At 61.0% G+C, this 15,974-nt stretch carries 14 protein-coding genes and 1 pseudogene; 8 read left to right on the forward strand and 7 right to left on the reverse strand.

Annotated features, from left to right (window positions below; genetic code table 11):
• Window positions 1-5 precede the first annotated feature (5 nt).
• The 4 genes from QRN20_RS20450 to QRN20_RS20465 form a co-directional block, all read right to left on the reverse strand.
• Complete coding sequence (locus tag QRN20_RS20450) at window positions 6-962, reverse strand: D-2-hydroxyacid dehydrogenase family protein (RefSeq protein WP_285361079.1); 957 nt, start codon at window positions 960-962, stop codon at window positions 6-8.
• A gap of 36 nt (window positions 963-998) precedes the next feature.
• Window positions 999-1,652, reverse strand: a complete 654-nt coding sequence (locus tag QRN20_RS20455; RefSeq protein ID WP_058430558.1) for a DUF1345 domain-containing protein — start codon at window positions 1,650-1,652, stop codon at window positions 999-1,001.
• A gap of 133 nt (window positions 1,653-1,785) precedes the next feature.
• On the reverse strand, window positions 1,786-3,138 hold the full coding sequence (gene gudD, locus QRN20_RS20460) for a glucarate dehydratase (RefSeq protein WP_058430559.1): 1,353 nt from the start codon (window positions 3,136-3,138) through the stop codon (window positions 1,786-1,788).
• A 37-nt stretch (window positions 3,139-3,175) separates the two neighbouring features.
• Window positions 3,176-4,501 carry an MFS transporter gene (locus tag QRN20_RS20465; RefSeq protein ID WP_285361083.1) on the reverse strand — a complete coding sequence of 442 codons (1,326 nt, stop codon included), beginning with the start codon at window positions 4,499-4,501 and terminating at the stop codon, window positions 3,176-3,178.
• Window positions 4,502-4,981: 480 nt separating this feature from the next.
• Here QRN20_RS20465 and QRN20_RS20470 point away from each other — a divergent pair, with 480 nt between their 5' ends.
• Window positions 4,982-5,695, forward strand: coding sequence for a FadR/GntR family transcriptional regulator (locus QRN20_RS20470; protein ID WP_029242855.1), 714 nt, complete (start codon window positions 4,982-4,984; stop codon window positions 5,693-5,695).
• On the opposite strand, the gene QRN20_RS20475 is transcribed toward QRN20_RS20470, so the two are convergent.
• A complete protein-coding gene (locus QRN20_RS20475; protein WP_122509600.1) occupies window positions 5,692-6,852 on the reverse strand; it encodes an alpha/beta hydrolase in 1,161 nt (386 codons plus the stop codon). The genes QRN20_RS20470 and QRN20_RS20475 overlap by 4 nt on opposite strands.
• Window positions 6,853-7,254: 402 nt before the next feature.
• Between QRN20_RS20475 and QRN20_RS20480 the strand changes: the two genes are divergently transcribed.
• Together QRN20_RS20480 and QRN20_RS20485 are read left to right on the forward strand one after the other, a co-directional pair.
• The gene (locus tag QRN20_RS20480) at window positions 7,255-8,346 is read left to right on the forward strand and encodes a sugar diacid recognition domain-containing protein (RefSeq protein ID WP_122509594.1); all 1,092 of its coding nucleotides are present in this window, start codon (window positions 7,255-7,257) and stop codon (window positions 8,344-8,346) included.
• 110 nt (window positions 8,347-8,456) lie between these two features.
• Window positions 8,457-9,596 carry a glycerate kinase gene (locus QRN20_RS20485; protein WP_122499350.1) on the forward strand — a complete coding sequence of 380 codons (1,140 nt, stop codon included), beginning with the start codon at window positions 8,457-8,459 and terminating at the stop codon, window positions 9,594-9,596.
• A gap of 122 nt (window positions 9,597-9,718) precedes the next feature.
• Here the strand turns inward: QRN20_RS20485 and QRN20_RS20490 are convergent, their stop codons facing one another.
• Window positions 9,719-10,201 carry a GFA family protein gene (locus tag QRN20_RS20490; protein WP_122429419.1) on the reverse strand — a complete coding sequence of 161 codons (483 nt, stop codon included), beginning with the start codon at window positions 10,199-10,201 and terminating at the stop codon, window positions 9,719-9,721.
• A gap of 213 nt (window positions 10,202-10,414) precedes the next feature.
• On the opposite strand from QRN20_RS20490, the pseudogene QRN20_RS26945 reads away from it, so the two are divergent.
• The 3 genes and pseudogenes from QRN20_RS26945 to QRN20_RS20500 form a co-directional block, all read left to right on the forward strand.
• Window positions 10,415-11,185, forward strand: a pseudogene (locus tag QRN20_RS26945) (HAMP domain-containing protein); the annotation flags it as partial.
• 15 nt (window positions 11,186-11,200) lie between these two features.
• Window positions 11,201-12,040 carry a methyl-accepting chemotaxis protein gene (locus QRN20_RS26950; protein WP_412088899.1) on the forward strand — a complete coding sequence of 280 codons (840 nt, stop codon included), beginning with the start codon at window positions 11,201-11,203 and terminating at the stop codon, window positions 12,038-12,040.
• Window positions 12,041-12,159: 119 nt separating this feature from the next.
• Window positions 12,160-13,404 carry a D-mannose isomerase gene (locus QRN20_RS20500; protein WP_088235471.1) on the forward strand — a complete coding sequence of 415 codons (1,245 nt, stop codon included), beginning with the start codon at window positions 12,160-12,162 and terminating at the stop codon, window positions 13,402-13,404.
• Between the two features lie 15 nt (window positions 13,405-13,419).
• On the opposite strand, the gene QRN20_RS20505 is transcribed toward QRN20_RS20500, so the two are convergent.
• Window positions 13,420-14,508, reverse strand: a complete 1,089-nt coding sequence (locus QRN20_RS20505; RefSeq protein WP_122431409.1) for an AbrB family transcriptional regulator — start codon at window positions 14,506-14,508, stop codon at window positions 13,420-13,422.
• A 139-nt stretch (window positions 14,509-14,647) separates the two neighbouring features.
• On the opposite strand from QRN20_RS20505, the gene QRN20_RS20510 reads away from it, so the two are divergent.
• Together QRN20_RS20510 and QRN20_RS20515 are read left to right on the forward strand one after the other, a co-directional pair.
• Complete coding sequence (locus QRN20_RS20510; RefSeq protein WP_025995004.1) at window positions 14,648-15,553, forward strand: LysR family transcriptional regulator; 906 nt, start codon at window positions 14,648-14,650, stop codon at window positions 15,551-15,553.
• A 122-nt stretch (window positions 15,554-15,675) separates the two neighbouring features.
• Window positions 15,676-15,888 (forward strand): hypothetical protein, encoded by a 213-nt coding sequence (locus tag QRN20_RS20515; protein ID WP_122582208.1) that lies wholly within the window; start codon window positions 15,676-15,678, stop codon window positions 15,886-15,888.
• Window positions 15,889-15,974 lie beyond the last annotated feature (86 nt).

Consider the following 15,974-nt stretch of genomic DNA (forward strand, 5'->3'; position numbering starts at 1 on the left):
CGCGATCAGGCGAACACCCTGATCGGCGTCCCCGCGTGCCAAGCCTGGATGTTCTCGATCATCAGGCCATAGAAGGTCTGGTAGTTGTTTTCGGTGACGTAGCCGATATGCGGGGTCGCCAGCACGTTGTCCAGCGTGCGGAACGGGTGGCTTTCCGGGAGCGGCTCGGTATCGAACACGTCCAGAGCGGCTCCGGCGATTCTGCGTTGTTGCAGGGTTTCGATCAGCGCCGCTTCGTCGATGATCGGTCCGCGCGAGGTATTGACGATGAACGCGCCGGGCTTCATCCAGCCCAGCGCTTCAGCATCCACGAGCCCTCGGCTGCGATCGCTGAGCACCAGATGCACCGACAGCACATCGGCCTGCTCGAACAGCGCCTGCTTGCTCACATAAGTGACGCCACATTCAACGGCGGCCTCCGGTGTCAGATTCTGGCTCCAGGCGATGACCTCCATGCCGAACGCCTGACCATAGCGGGCAATCCACTTGCCGATACTGCCCAACCCCAGAATGCCGAGTGTCTTGCCGTACAGATCGCTGCCCAACCCGACTTGCCAGTGACCGGCGCGCAATGCATTGGCTTCGGTCACCAGATTGCGAGTGACGCCCATGATCAGCGCCCAGGTCAGCTCCGGCGCTGCCTGCTTGTAGCTGTCGGTGCCGCACACCGTAATATTCAGCCGTTTGGCCGCTGCGACGTCGATAGCCGCATTGCGCATGCCGCCGGTGGTCAACAGTTTCAGCCGCGGGAGCTGGGTTAGCAGGGCGTCGTCGAACAGGGTTCGTTCGCGCATCACGCAGATCACGTCGAAGTGCTGGAGGCGCTGGACCATGGTGGCGGTGTCGGCAGGGAAGTCATGCAGGAAGCTGACCTCGCCGATGGAGTGCAGCGGCGACCAGTCCACCACATCGCTGGCCACGTTCTGCCAGTCATCAAGCACAGCAATGGTCAATCGGGTCATGAGCAGTGGTCTCCCTGGGCAGGTTTGGGGAAGCGGCTAATCGAACAGGCTGGCTGCGATATTGATCGAGAACCCCAGAATAGCCGTGTTGAACACAAAACAGATCAGCGACTGGGCCAGCACGATCCGGCGCATCTGGCGCGTCGCCACGCCGACATCGGAGGTCTGGACCGCAACGCTCAAGGTGAACGAGAAATACAGAAAGTCCCAGTAATCCGGGTTTTTCTCGCCACCGGCGAAAGACAGTGCCGGCTCCTTGCCTTTCCAGGTATAGAACAGGCGGGCGTAATGCAGGCTGAACACGACGCCGATCATCAGCCATGAACCAATGACGGTGATGCCGGTGAATGCGTGATGGAGCAGTTGGGCATGCGGCGAAAGGCCTTTGGTGCCTGCGATTTCAACGATGATCGCGGCCAGGCTGGCCAGTGCGGCGATGGACACGGTCATCAGGATCGCACCGGCATTCTCGTCTTCCATCATGGCGATGCGCTGCACATCGCTTGCGTCGCTGTGCAGGGTGCGGATGAATATGAGGATCAGGTAGAGCCAGACGCCCAGATCCCAGCCAATGAGCAGATTCTGGGTCACGGTGGTGTCGGGAAGCACCCAGACGGAGGCGACGCCGGACGTCAGTCCTACGAGCGCAGCGATGGTCAGGCGGGGACGGGTATGAACGAGATGGCGCATGCGGGCTAGTCGTTACTGATTGTTGCAAGACAGTATCACGCGGCAGTGCGAAGCGAGAAAAAACGGCGCGCAAGGGGGTTGCGCGCCGTGTGCCAACGGTGTGGCGAGTGTTCTTGAAGCAGAGGAAAGTGGCTCAGCGCACCAGGCAAGGCTGCTTGTTGTTGAACGTCCAGCCCTTGATCAGGAACTGCATGGCCGCAGCGTCGTTGCGCGCGCCAAGGCCCATGCCTTTGTACAACTCGTGTGCCTTGGCCAGTTGATCCATGTCCAGCTCGACACCCAGTCCCGGTTTTTTCGGCACCTCGACCTTGCCTCCGACGATTTGCAGCGGGGCCTTGGTCAGGCGCTGGCCGTCCTGCCAGATCCAGTGAGTGTCGATGGCGGTGATATTGCCCGGCGCAGCGGCGGCCACATGGGTAAACATCGCCAGCGAGATGTCGAAGTGGTTGTTGGAATGCGAGCCCCAGGTCAGGCCCCACTCGTTGCACATCTGCGCGACCCGCACCGAACCCTGCATGGTCCAGAAATGCGGATCGGCCAGCGGGATGTCCACCGACTGCAACTGAATCGCGTGACCCATCTCGCGCCAGTCAGTGGCGATCATGTTGGTGGCCGTCTTCAGGCCTGTGGCGCGGCGGAACTCGGCCATTACTTCGCGGCCGGAGAATCCGTTTTCCGCTCCGCATGGGTCTTCGGCGTAGGCCAGCACATGATGCTGGTCGCGGCACAGACGGATGGCTTCCTTGAGCGACCAGGCGCCGTTCGGGTCCAGGGTAATGCGAGCGTCGGGGAAGCGTTCTGCCAGCGCTGTGACCGCTTCGATTTCCTCGTCGCCACGCAGTACGCCGCCCTTGAGTTTGAAGTCCTGAAAACCATAACGCTGGTGCGCGGCTTCAGCCAGACGCACTACCGCCTCAGGGGTCAAAGCGACTTCGTGGCGCAGGCGGAACCAGTCGTTGTCGGCATCCGGTTCGCTGCGATAGGCCAGATCGGTCTTGTGCTGATCGCCCACATAGAACAGATAACCCAGCATCTCCACCTGATCGCGCTGCTGGCCTTCACCCAGCAAGGCGGCAACGGGCACGTCCAGGTGCTGGCCGAGCAGGTCGAGCAGGGCGGCTTCCAGCGCGGTGACGGCGTGGATGGTGATACGCAGGTCGAAGGTCTGCTGACCACGGCCGCCCGAGTCGCGTTCGGCAAAAGCCTTGCGCACGTCATTGAGGATCTTCTGGTACGTACCGATGCTGCTGCCGACCACCAGCGAGCGTGCGTCTTCCAGGGTCTGGCGGATCAGGTCGCCGCCCGGCACTTCGCCGACGCCGGTGTTTCCCGCGTTGTCCTTGAGAATCACAATGTTGCGAGTGAAGTAGGGGCCGTGCGCGCCGCTGAGGTTGAGCAGCATGTCGTCATGGCCCGCTACCGGCACGACCTGCATCTCGGTGATGACAGGGGCCTTGGCAGTGATGTTGGAGTGCTGAGCGTTCATGGTGAAATCCTTTGCGAAATTGTTGTTGGAATGAGCGTCAGTGAGTCGCAGGCGTCTGCACAGCGGCGACCGGCGTCGCGCCTGGCTTTGGCGTGTTGCGGGCGGCGAAGACAATGACCGCGGCAATCAGCGACGTGGCGGTCAGGCCATAAAGGCCGCCCTGAATCGAGCCGGTGTGCTCTTCCAGCAGGCCGAAGGTGGTCGGTGCCACGAAACCGCCGAGGTTGCCGACCGAGTTGATCAGCGCGATGACCGCAGCGGCGATTCGGGCATCCAGATAAGCCTGGGGAATCGGCCAGAACAGTGATGAGGCCGACTTGAAGCCCAGTGCCGCAAAGCAGATGGCAACGAACGCGAAGATCGGGCTGCCCGTGGTGGACATGAACATGCCCGCCGCGGCAATCAGCAGCGCTGCAGCAACCCAGGCCTGCTGGCGTTTCCATTTGGCCGACAGGGTGGCGAAGGCGTACATGCCGATGATCGACAGCAGCCATGGGATCGAGTTGAACATGCCGACTTCGAAATCGGTCAGGCTGCCCATTTTTCTGATGATGCTCGGCAGCCAGAAGGTCGCCGCATAGATGGTCAACTGAATGAAGAAGTAGATCAGGCAGAACAGGATGATCTGGCCGTCCTTGAGTAGCTTGCCAATGGACGCCTTGACTGGCGTTGCGGCTTCGCGAGCGGCCTGTTCGGCGTCGATAGCGTTGACCAGTGCGTCCTGTTCCTCACGGGTCAGCCACTTGGCATCGTGCGGTTTGGAGTCCAGCCAGAACCAGACGAAGAAGCACAGGCCCACCGAGAACATGCCTTCGATGAAGTACATCCACTGCCAGCCTTTCAGGCCGAACCCGGTGATCTGCAGCAGCAGGCCGGACAACGGGCCGGAAATCAGCGAAGCGATGGCCGAGCCGCTGAGGAAGATGGCGATTGCCTTGCCACGCTCAACGCCTGGCAGCCAGCGGGTGAAGTAGTAGATCACGCCTGGAAAGAAGCCTGCTTCGGCCACGCCCAGCAGAAAGCGCAGGATATAGAAGTGGGTTTCGTTCTGGATGAAGGCCATGCAGGCCGCGACCAGGCCCCAGGTGAGCATGATCCGCGTCAGCCAGATGCGTGCGCCGACTTTCTGCAGCAGGATGTTGGAAGGGACCTCGAACAACGCATAGCCGATGAAGAACAGCCCGGCGCCCAGGCCGTAGGCCGCAGCACCGATGCCCAGATCGTGCTCCATGTGCGAGCGCACGAAGCCGATGTTCACCCGGTCGATGTAGTTGACGATAAACATGATGACGAAAAGCGCCAGGACATGACGTTTGACTTTCGATACGGCTGAAGTCAGGACCGAATCTGCGCCGGCGGCCATCCCGGAATTGGATGTGCTCACAATTGAATCTCCCACTCGTTGTTTTTATGCGGGTATGTGCAAGGTGTGTCCCTTGCATTGTCGGTCATCATACAAGTTGGATGCGCTTGCGCAAGCCCCCACGACGGTCGGATCACGATTAATTTTTGCGGCCAACGACGAGAGGTTTCAGTTGTTTATCGTGGAGCTGATTCAGCTTTCAGTGATTAGAGGCCAAGCATTTCAAGGGTTTTGCGCTCAGGGTGAGTATCGTTGGCCGTTACCGAACATCATTTTTCCTGGAGTATCACGTCATAAAAAGACGGACAGAAGGGCAGGAGAGGTTTTGACAAGCTCGGCCAACTTGTAATACAAGTCAGACAAGTTCTGGTGACCCTGAAACTCAGGCCCCATGCGCCTTCGTCAGCCTTGCCGCTGCGTTACGGGTTCACCAGACGCCGCACAATCAGACAAGCGCCAGACAACGTCAGGACAACCTTGATGCAAGAGCCCGCCAGCACCGCCCCCAAACGCCGCCAGCACAGTCTGGCCACTGATCTGGTCACCGAACTGAGTCAGCGCATCCTGCTGGGCAAGATTGCGCCGGGTGAGAAGCTGCCATCGGAAAACCAGATCGTCCGTGAACACGGAGTCAGTCGTACGGTAGTGCGCGAGGCGATTTCCAAGTTGCAGGCCTCGGGGTTGGTAGTGACCCATCATGGCATCGGCACCTTTGTGCTGGAGCGCGGCGACCAGACGGGGTTGCGCCTGAAGGTCGAAACCGTGTCGCGGGTGCGCGACATCATCGAGCTGCGCATCGGCCTTGAAACCCAGGCTGTGGCGCTGGCGGCGGTGCGTCGTACGGAAGAGCAACTGGCGGCCATGCGTCAGGCGCTGGACGACTATCAGGACCTGCTGGCCAACGATGACAGTTGCGTCGAGGCGGACAAGCGTTTTCACATGCTGATCGCCGAAGCGACCGGCAATCCGTATTTCATGGAAATCATGCAGCACCTGGGCAGCGCGATCATTCCGCGCAGCCGCATTGCCTCAAGCGAGCGAGCGGGCAATAACCTGGCGCATCAGGGTTATCTGGCCAACCTGGAACACGAAGCGCTGCTCAGCGCCATTCGTCGCAAGGACCCGGACGCGGCGCGTGCAGCCATGTGGACCCACCTGAGCAACAGCCGTGAGAGGCTGGTGCCGCAGGATTAGCCCTCGTCCGCATCCTTGAGTACGCCCAGCATCAATTGCATCTGCCAGTCGAAATAGGGATTGAAGGTCAGTCGCGAGTGGATCTTGCCCGGCTCGCGGTAACCCCAGTCCGAGTACCAGACCGGCTCGCCCGCCATGCATTTCGCGGTGTCCTCGTCGGTCTGGCCGTTCCAGCAGATTCGCTGCGTGCCATTGACGCCGTACAGCGGGTTGTTCGGGGAGAACAGCAGGCCCATGTGCGAAAAGCGGCTGATGCGGTAGTCCGGCAGGTAGTCGGTGCGCACCTCGACCCGTGAGGTGCGCGCAGCCTTGGCGGGCAGATCGCCGTACCAGATCAGGCGGCTGTCCGGGTGGCTGAAGCGTTCGTTGAAGGTGTCCAGTACGTAGGCGGTGTCCAGCACCGAGTCGTGCTGGGCGATGGCAATGAACACCGGCTTGTCATATTTACGTTTGAGCAGGCGATTCTGAGCCAGAGCACTGCTGCGATAGAACTGGGCGAACCCGTTGGTGGGCACATTCATGTAACGCAGCGGCGTCTGCATCGGCCGCAGACTTTCCTTGGAGGGCGCGAGCAGCCATGGTCTTGCCCAGCCGATCCAGGGTGTCAGCCAGGCATAACCGCTGTCGGAGCGAAAGGCGGGCGAGAACAGCAGCAGCCCGGCAATCTCGTCATGGTCGTAGGCATAGTCCAGCACCAGATTGGCACCGGTGGAAAAACCGCCCAGATACACCTTGGGCACTTCCTTGCCGAGCAGGTTTGCCTGCTCGCGGACCACCTGCTGCCATTGCTCGAACGTCACGTCGAGCATGTCTTCGGGTTTGGTGCCGTGACCGGGCAGCAGCACGGTGCGGACCACAAACCCCTGATCGGCCAGCCGCTGACCGACGTCGTGGAATGACCAGGGTGAATCGCCAAGGCCATGCACCATCAACACGCCGCCTTTGATCTCACCGCTCGGCGTCCACTGTTGCGGCGCATTCCAGTTCAGTTCGGCTTCGTGGTCGGACGTCTGGAAAGTACGCTGGGAGCGGATCAGTTCCCGGGTCTGCTGACGGTAATCCTCGAAGCGTCGGGTAGGGTCTTCACTCTCGGCCATCGAGGTGCAGGCTGAAAGCGTGAGCAGGGACAGCAGGCTGGCGAGTCGGGATCTGATCAAGTTCTGGAAGCCCTGGGTCTGGCGGGGTTGATTGGGTAATACAGAGGGTGGCGCACGGTCTGCGCCCATCTTTATACACAAGTCTGGAAAACGCGCAAAACGGAGCCAAAACGTAAGTATCTGACTAAATGCATACCCTGTGGGAGGCGGCTTGCCGGCGATGCTTTTTCTGAAGCGATCTATCAGTGACTGAGCTGACGCCATCGCCGGCAAGCCGCCTCCCACAGTAGTCCGTGGTTGCAGCAAGACTTGGGTATAACGCTGAGGCAGGCTGCGTGGGCTCTGCGCCACGCGCATCGCGCTCAACAGTGGTTTCAGGCACACTCGCTGGCTCTATAACTTCAACAAAATGTATCCGCATGCCTACTCACTCCAAGCCCCTCGTGGTACCGGGAGTTCTTCATGTTTGCGCTTGATCGTGACCTGGCTCAGGACATCGTCGACCGCGCCATGGCGATTCTGCCCTATAACGTCAATGTCATGGACTATCTGGGCATCATCATTGGCAGCGGTGACCCCGAGCGTCTGTGCACTCGACACGAAGGTGCTCAACGGGTGCTCGCCAACAGCCAGGTCTTCGAAATCGATTCCCGGGCTGCGCTGCATCTGGGCGGCGTGAAACCGGGCGTCAATCTACCGCTGATGCTCGATCACAAACTGGTCGGTGTGCTCGGTATCACCGGCGAGCCAGACGAGGTCCGCGTCTACGGCGAACTGGTGAAGATGACCGCTGAAATGCTCATGGAACAGCGCCGCCAACAGGCCGATCGCCAATGGCGCCTGCAGCGCAGCGAAGACCTGCTGGCGCGGCTGTTGCTGCCCGACTGCCCTGAAAGTCTGGTCGACGAAGCCCGCCAACTGGGCCTGCAGCCGCAATTGCCGCGTCAGGCGGTGCTGATTCAGCTGGGCGTGCAGGCCTCCGCAGCCAGCCAGATTGCCGGATGGCTGGGCTCGCGCTATGCCGACAGCTGGTTCGTGCTGCGTGAACCGACCTTGCTCTACTGGTGCCGCGCGGCGGTCAAGGATCGCGACGACAATGCGCTGCTCAAGCAGTTTGAAGAGCACCACTGGCCCGTGATACGCATGGCCACGGTGGAACCTTCGGCGGACTTGCCCGAGTTGCGCCATGCCTGCGCGGCCGCACGGGACCTGCTGGATTACGTCGCACAGGCCCACCCGAAACAGCAGCTGGTGCGTCTGGCCGATCACCGTCTGCCCGTGCTGTTCTGGCGTCACCGCCATGACTGGCTGGCGTCCGAAGTAGCCGAGCCGATTGCCCGTTTGCACCATCAGGGTCAGTTGCTCGAAACCCTGCGCAGTTGGTTCGACCACAGCGGCGAAAGCCAGGCCTGCGCCGATGCGCTGGGTATCCATCGCAATAGTCTGCGCTACCGGCTGGAGAAGATTGCTGAGCTGACCGGCTGCGACCCTTACAAGACCGTTGACCTGTTGCGTCTTTATCTGGGGGCACAGATGACCCCGCGACAGAACTGAAGGCAGATTTTGTTCAAATGCCTGATCAGCACGCAGAATCGTTGTGCGCCGGGCAGGCGGCAAGGCGGGCAGGGGATGAGAACATCCGGTGACGGACATGGAGAACAACAATGAAAATAGTCATCGCCCCCGATTCCTTCAAAGACAGCCTCAGTGCCCAGGCCGTCGCCGACGCAATTGCCAGCGGCTTGGCGGAAGTCTGGCCCGATGCCGAGCTGGTCAAGTGCCCTATGGCCGACGGTGGTGAAGGCACTGTCGAAGCTGTGCTGGACGCCTGCGAGGGTCAATGGATGAGCGCACAGGTCAGCGGCCCGCTGGGTGACAGCGTCGCGGCTCAATGGGGCTGGCTGGCGCAGAGCCGCACCGCGATCATCGAAATGGCCATGGCCAGCGGTCTGCAATTGCTTACCCTCAAGCAGCGCGACGCCTGCCTGACCAGCACCGAAGGGACCGGTCAATTGATCTCGGCTGCACTGGATGCCGGTGCGCAACGGGTCATTCTGGCGATCGGTGGCAGCGCGACCAACGATGGCGGCAGCGGCATGCTCTCGGCACTGGGCGCGCGGTTTCTGGACCGAAATGATCAGCCATTACCGCGCGGTGGACGCGCCCTGGCCGATCTGGCGCGGATCGACCTGAGTGATCTGGACCCGAGGCTGGCGAATGTACGTGTCGAAATTGCAGCCGACGTCGATAACCCGCTCTGTGGCCCGACTGGCGCATCGCATATCTTTGGTCCGCAAAAGGGCGCCTCACCCGATCAGGTGCTGGCACTTGACGCCGCTCTGGCGCATTTCGCCGACCACTCCGCCCGTACGTTGGGGCGCGATTTGCGTGACAGCCCCGGCAGCGGCGCCGCGGGCGGAATGGGTTTCGCCGCCAAGGCTTATCTGAATGCTTCGTTTCGCGCCGGGGTCGAGGTGGTCGCAGACCTGACGGGCCTCGAGCAGGCGCTGGTCGGTGCCGATCTGGTAATCACGGGCGAGGGGCGCTTCGATGCCCAGACCTTGCGCGGCAAGACGCCCCTGGGCGTTGCACGTGTCGCCCAGCGCCAGCGTATACCGGTCATCGTGCTGGCCGGGACGCTGGGCGAAGGTTACGAGCAGCTTTATCGGCATGGCATCAGCGCCGCATTCGCGTTGACCAGCGGGCCGATGGACCTTGAACATGCCTGCCGCGAAGCGCCTCGCCTGCTGCAGGAACGGGCGCGGGATGTGGCACGCGTGTGGCAGCTGGCGGCCTCAGGATGAAGCTCGGTTGGTTGTGGGAGGCAGCCACTACATCGAAGACGTGGTGGAGCCTCCCACGGTTCAGTGTCTTCAAGACCGCGCTGTTTCAGTGGTATGGAGGCATTTCAGTGAATTGTCAGACCTCAACGCTCCAGCTCCAGCCTTTCATGCCAGTTCGCAATCGATTCCTCAGGATAACGATCGAACTGAAGATCGCCTTCGTGCACGTTGACCTCAACCCATGACGCCTTTGAGTCCAGCATCATGTGAGTGCGCTCAGGCGGCATCGGCAATGGTGTATCGATGGCCGACGCAAACGGATGGATCAGTTTCGGCCAATCCTTACTGAACAGCCACAGGCCGCTGCCGCAGACCTTGCAGAAATGCCGCTCGGCACTGCTGGTTTCCACGTGATGGTCCTTGCGGATTTTGGCGTGATAGATCGAGATATTTTCCTTGCCTTTGACCTTCATGCTCGCAGCGTTGCCGCTCAGGTTGATGGCGTAGCCACCCGCGCCCTGAGTCTTGCGACAGATCGAGCAGTAGCAGCGTTGATAAGGGTAGGGGTGGGCGCTGTCCAGACTGAACTCAACGGCGCCGCAATGGCAGGAACCTTCAAGATGCATGGCAAACCTCCACGTTTGTATAAGCCGATGTCCCGTATATGACAGTAGACATACATACCGCCGGGTTGAGCGGGTTCATTCGTCGGGCGGTTTCTGCAAAATGAAATGATGGCCGATGGCCTAAAGAAGTGTCCGACAATGTCGATACGCTTGGCGGTTGTCTGACAACCCTGACGTCCCTACTGCCTTTCCAAATATAAAAGAGCCCTGGCCATGAATTTACGCAAACTCACGATCGCCCGCCGTGCAGGTCTGGGTTTTACCCTGATATCCCTGCTGGTGGCGCTGCTGGGCTGGTTCGCGCTGGTGCAGATGTCTGCCATCCGCGAGAGCGAGGTGGCCGTCGAAACCAACTGGGTGCCGAGCATGCGGGTGGTCAACGATGTGCGCGAAATCATGCTGCGTATTCGCACCATTTCCCTGCGCATGGCGCTGGACACCGACCCTGCAAGCATCTCTACCTACCGCGGGCAGATGGACGTGCGCCTGGGCGACTTGACCAAGAAACTCGACATTCTCAACGGTTTTGTCGACACCCCGGAAGAGAAGGTCCTCGCTGATCAGTTTCTGGTCACCATGGGCCAGTACCGTACCGCGCTGGATCGATCTTTTGTGCTTGCCTCTCAAGGCGACAGCAAGGGGCTGAACAAGCTGTTGCTGGCTGACATGAAGCAGATCGTCGACGGCTCGGGCAAACAGCTCAATGATCTGGCCGACTTCTACGTCACCAAGGTCGATGCGGAGGGCAAGGCGGCCGAGGCTCAATACAAGGCATCGCGCAGCATCGTTCTGGTGTTTGTCGTGCTCGCCGCGCTGGGCACCATCGGTCTGGCGCTGTGGTTGACCCGCAGCATCGTCGGTCCGCTACAACGCGCCGTCAGTGCCGCCGAGCATGTGGCCCAGGGCGACCTGACCCACAGCATTGCGGTGGATGGCAACGACGAAGTCACCCGCTTGCTGCGGGCGCTGGAGCAGATGCAGGGCAACCTGCGCGAAGCGATGCGCCACATCGGCAGTTCCGCAGGCCAGTTGGCATCGGCCGCCACCGAACTGAACTCGGTCACCGAGGACAGCTATCGCGGACTGAACCAGCAGAACGCCGAAATCGATCAGGCCGCTACCGCCATCAACGAAATGACCTCGGCGGTTGAAGAGGTGGCCCGCAACGCGGTGTCCACTTCTGATGCGTCCAGTCATTCCAGCTCGTCGGCGCAGGCCGGGCAGAGCAGGGTGATCGAGACGGTGCAGTCAATCCAGACCCTCACCGAAAACGTTCAGGCCACTTCGGTTCTGGTGCAGAACCTGGCGGATCAGTCTCAGGACATCGGCAAGGTGCTTGACGTGATCCGTTCGATTGCCGAGCAAACCAACCTGCTGGCGCTCAACGCCGCCATCGAAGCGGCACGTGCCGGGGAGTCGGGTCGCGGCTTTGCCGTGGTGGCTGACGAAGTGCGTGCGCTGGCGCATCGCACCCAGCAGTCGACGCTGGAAATCGACTCGATGGTCAACGCCATGCGCAGCGGTTCGGCCCAGGCGCTGGAGTCCATGAACACCAGCCGTGATCGCGCCAGCTCCACGCTGTCGCTGGCCAAGGGTGCAGGTGAATCGTTGAGCGAAATCACCTCGTCCATCAACCAGATATCGGAACGCAACCTGGTGATCGCCAGTGCTGCGGAAGAGCAGGCTCAGGTCTCGCGTGAAGTGGACCGCAACATCGTCAACATCCGTGACCTGTCCATGCAGTCGACCCAGGGCGCCAATCAGATCAGTGCTTCAAGCCATGAACTGTCGCGTCTGGCCGCTGATCTGAACCAGGTGGTGGCTCGCTTCAAGGTCTGAAAAGCCGACATCGACAGGGCCTGAGCGCGCTTGCCGCCGACCGGCCGGGCGCGCATTATTGCACCCGGTCGCGAAGACCACCGTGCAGGTATGTCTATCGATGGAGGCTGCTCAGCGTCATGAACAATAAAAAACAAACCTTCAGCAGTTGGCTGCGTTCGCCAGCCCATCATCAATGGCTGTCCCAGGAAGGCAATCGCCTGCTGGCCTTTGCCAAGGCTGCGAAGCTGCAGAACGGTTTCGGCAGCCTTGATGACTACGGCCGTCTGATGGTGGGTGCCACCGCCGAAACCATGAACACTGCACGCATGACTCACTGTTTCGCCATGGCCCACGCGCAAGGTATTCCCGGCTGCGCCGCGCTGGTGGATCACGGTGTCGCTGCCCTTGGCGGTCCGTTGCGCGATGCCGAGCACGGCGGCTGGTTCAGCGCGGCGCTCGAAGACGGTGGAACCACCGACAAGCAAGCCTATCTGCATGCCTTCGTTGCGCTGGCGGCCAGTTCGGCGGTGGTTGCCGGACGGCCCGGTGCCCAGGCGCTGCTGTCGGATGCAATTCAGATGATCAACAGCCATTTCTGGAGCGAGGACGAGGGCGCGATGCGCGAGTCCTTCGCCCGTGACTGGAGCGGCGAAGAAGCTTATCGCGGCGCCAACAGCAATATGCACAGCACCGAGGCGTTTCTGGCACTGGCCGACGTGACCGGTGACGCACTATGGCTGGATCGTGCGTTGAGTATCGTCGAGCGTGTGATTCATCAGCACGCAGGCGGCAACGACTTTCAGGTCATCGAGCATTTCGCTCAGGACTGGACGCCACTGCCGGATTACAACCGTGAGAATCCCGCCGATGGCTTCCGCCCGTTCGGCACCACACCGGGTCACGCCTTCGAATGGGCGCGTCTGGTGCTGCACCTTGAATCCGCGCGTCGTGACGCCGGACGGTCCAGTCCCGAGTGGCTGCTCGAAGACGCCCGCCAGTTGTTCGCCAATGCCTGTCGCTACGGCTGGGACGTCGACGGTGCTCCGGGTATCGTCTACACGCTGGACTGGGAGAACAGGCCGGTGGTTCGCCATCGTCTGCACTGGACGCACTGCGAAGCGGCTGCTGCGGCGGCATCATTGCTGCAGCGTACCGGCGAGCAGCAGTACGAAGACTGGTATCGGGTGTTCTGGGAATTCAATGAAACGCTGTTCATCGATTACGAGCACGGCAGCTGGCGTCATGAGTTGAACGAACAGAATGTGCCGAGCGAAGACATCTGGCCCGGCAAGCCTGATCTGTATCACGCGTATCAGGCCACGCTGTTGCCGGTACTGCCGCTGTCGCCGAGTCTGGCCAGTGCGCTGGCGGGGCTGGACTGAGGCTGCGTTCAAACCTCAGTGTGACGCTGCGCTTTTATCGGTCAGGCGGATGATCTGTCTGGCCAGAAAGCTGCCGGTCAGAATCACACCGAACAGGCGCAAGGTCTGCATGGCCAGCACGAAGCCGACGTCGGCGTGGGTGTCGATGGCGATGATCGCCATGGTGTCCAGGCCGCCGGGGCTGGTGGCCAGATAAACCGAGAGGTAATCCTTGTCCATCATCATCGCGATCAACCAGGCGGACAGGGCGCAGAGCACGATCAGCACCAGCGAGGCGAGAATCATCATCGGCAGACGCCGCCAGACATACTGCACGGTCGGACGGTCGAAGCGCAGGCCGACGTAGCAGCCGATGGCACCGTAGCCCAATGGCAGTAGCCACTGCGGGATGGTGATTTGCAGCATGCCGCTCAGTTGCAGCGCGCCGCCCAGTATCAACGGCATCAGCAAGGCACCTGCGGGCAGTTTCGAACCCAGCAGCACGCCGACCACGATCACTGCCAGACTCAAGCCCAGGTCCATCAGGCTGGAGCCTTGCTGCATTACTTCGGTGCTGTGCGCCTGAGCGCCGCTGCTCGATGCGCCCATGAAGTGGCTGACCAGCGCGCCGATCACCACCACACAGACCACTCGCACATATTGCATCGTCGCGACGACCCGCGAATCGGCACCGTAATCCTCGGACATGGCGACCATCGCCGACGCGGCGCCCGGCGATGTGCCCCAGGCCGCGGTGCTGCTCGGTATGCCCGCGAACCGCACCAGCAAAAGTCCGACGGCGGCGCTCAGCACGACGGTCAGCAGTGTGGCCAGCAACATGACAGGCCAGGACTCCAGCGCGGTCATCAGCACGCTGACCGACATGGCGTGCGCAATCAACACACCCACCGTGCCTTGCCCGAATTGAAAGAGTCGCTTGTTCATACGAATGGTGGCGCCCGATACGCCGAAACCGATGGCGACCAGCATCGGCCCGAGGAACATCGCAGCAGGCATGTTGATCAGTTTCAGCAATTGGCCGGCGCTGCCAGCGAGAAGTATCAGACCCAGCCACTGAACCGGCGGGGAAAGGGTGGGAAGAGACAGACTCAAGGTGCGTTGCAAGAAGATTCTCCCTGTTGTTGCGAGCGTTGCGATTCGATCAACTGGCACACGGCCCTGATCGAGTACGACAAGTATCGACATCACAACCCATCAAGTCTATTTTCTAATAATCATGAATTGATAACTTTGGTTGATAGATATGGACCTGCGCGATCTGACGTATTTTGAAACCATCGCCGAACTGGGCCATTTGGGCCGGGCCGCTGAAAAGCTCAACCGCAGCCAGCCCGCGCTGACCAAAAGCATTCAGCGACTGGAAGAATCGTTCGGCACCAAACTGTTTCAGCGTGACGGTCGGCGCATCAAGCTGACACCCGTCGGCGAGCTGCTTCAGGCACGGGGCAAGGAGCTGCAACAGAGCATCGCCCAGACCCAGCGCGAGGTACGGGACTTTGCCAGCGGCATGGTCGGCAACATCCGCGTCGGTTGCGCGGCGACCATGGCTGAATACCTGATGCCGAAACTGACCTCGGCCCTGTTGCAACGCACGCCCGACGTGACCTTCAAGCTGGTGATTGGCCAGGACGACCTGCTGCGCGAGTCGCTGCGCTCGGGGCAACTGGACATGATCATCTGCGCGCTGGCGCCAGACAGCGAAGGGGTTACCAGCTTTGCGGTGCTTGAGGACGAAGCCGTGGTCATCGCCAGCAAGCAGCACCCGATCTTCAAGAACAAGCCCTTGCAGATGAGCGACCTGTGCGCCTTTCGCTGGGTGTTGCCGCCAGTCAGCGTGTCGTCACGCAAATGGCTGGATGCGACCTTTGCCGCAAATGGCTTGCCGTTGCCCACGGTGCAGATCGAAGCGAATTCGATCTCGCTGTTGCCCAACCTGATCGCCCAGAGCAACCTGCTGAGCTTCGTCGCCCGCGAATCGCTGGAGTTCGGCAAGACCATGCAACACCTGCGCGAGGTGCCGCTGGAACAGACCACTATGAAGCGCACCATCGGCGTCACCCTGCGCAGCGGCGGCTACCTGTCGCCCGCCGCGCAGGGCATGCTGCAGATGCTGCGCGACAATGGTGGAGACTTTCTGGTGTGGGCCTGAAGTGTGGGCCTGAAGATTTCACCTTCAGGCGCTGGCTTTTGGACGCCGCTGGGTTAGCCTTCGGTAATGCGGGCACCCGGAGCGTGTCCGATTCGTTGACGACCGACAGGAGCATCCAGATCATGCACACACCTTCACAGACACACGCTGATGTAACACGAGACATTCATCACTTTGGCGGCGACCAGTCGCCCCTGAACGACGCAGACGCCGATGAAGACCGCGATCCCGAGGCCTACCTCGACCTGGACATCCTCGGTCTGGACGACTTCGTCGACGCAGACAAGCTTGACCCGGTCGTGACCGGTGATATCGGATCTTCGACGCTGGGATAGCGGCACTGATGCGCTTTTTTAGCGCGGTAGGATGAACACCGCAGAACGCGACGTGGGTGAAGGCTGAGTCCTGGCGCTGATTCGGG

The organism is Pseudomonas sp. fls2-241-TYG-175 (assembly GCF_030209155.1).
Lineage (GTDB): Bacteria > Pseudomonadota > Gammaproteobacteria > Pseudomonadales > Pseudomonadaceae > Aquipseudomonas > Aquipseudomonas viridiflava.

Excerpts from the sequence above, each read along its gene's own strand:
- QRN20_RS20450 (WP_285361079.1), bottom strand. The coding sequence starts at position 962 with ATGACCCGATTGACCATTGCTGTGCTTGATGACTGGCAGAACGTGGCC.
- QRN20_RS20455 (WP_058430558.1), bottom strand. The coding sequence starts at position 1,652 with ATGCGCCATCTCGTTCATACCCGTCCCCGCCTGACCATCGCTGCGCTC.
- gudD (WP_058430559.1), bottom strand. The coding sequence starts at position 3,138 with ATGAACGCTCAGCACTCCAACATCACTGCCAAGGCCCCTGTCATCACC.
- QRN20_RS20465 (WP_285361083.1), bottom strand. The coding sequence starts at position 4,501 with ATGGCCGCCGGCGCAGATTCGGTCCTGACTTCAGCCGTATCGAAAGTC.
- QRN20_RS20470 (WP_029242855.1), top strand. The coding sequence starts at position 4,982 with ATGCAAGAGCCCGCCAGCACCGCCCCCAAACGCCGCCAGCACAGTCTG.
- QRN20_RS20480 (WP_122509594.1), top strand. The coding sequence starts at position 7,255 with ATGTTTGCGCTTGATCGTGACCTGGCTCAGGACATCGTCGACCGCGCC.
- QRN20_RS20485 (WP_122499350.1), top strand. The coding sequence starts at position 8,457 with ATGAAAATAGTCATCGCCCCCGATTCCTTCAAAGACAGCCTCAGTGCC.
- QRN20_RS20490 (WP_122429419.1), bottom strand. The coding sequence starts at position 10,201 with ATGCATCTTGAAGGTTCCTGCCATTGCGGCGCCGTTGAGTTCAGTCTG.
- QRN20_RS26950 (WP_412088899.1), top strand. The coding sequence starts at position 11,201 with ATGCGCCACATCGGCAGTTCCGCAGGCCAGTTGGCATCGGCCGCCACC.
- QRN20_RS20500 (WP_088235471.1), top strand. The coding sequence starts at position 12,160 with ATGAACAATAAAAAACAAACCTTCAGCAGTTGGCTGCGTTCGCCAGCC.
- QRN20_RS20510 (WP_025995004.1), top strand. The coding sequence starts at position 14,648 with ATGGACCTGCGCGATCTGACGTATTTTGAAACCATCGCCGAACTGGGC.
- QRN20_RS20515 (WP_122582208.1), top strand. The coding sequence starts at position 15,676 with ATGCACACACCTTCACAGACACACGCTGATGTAACACGAGACATTCAT.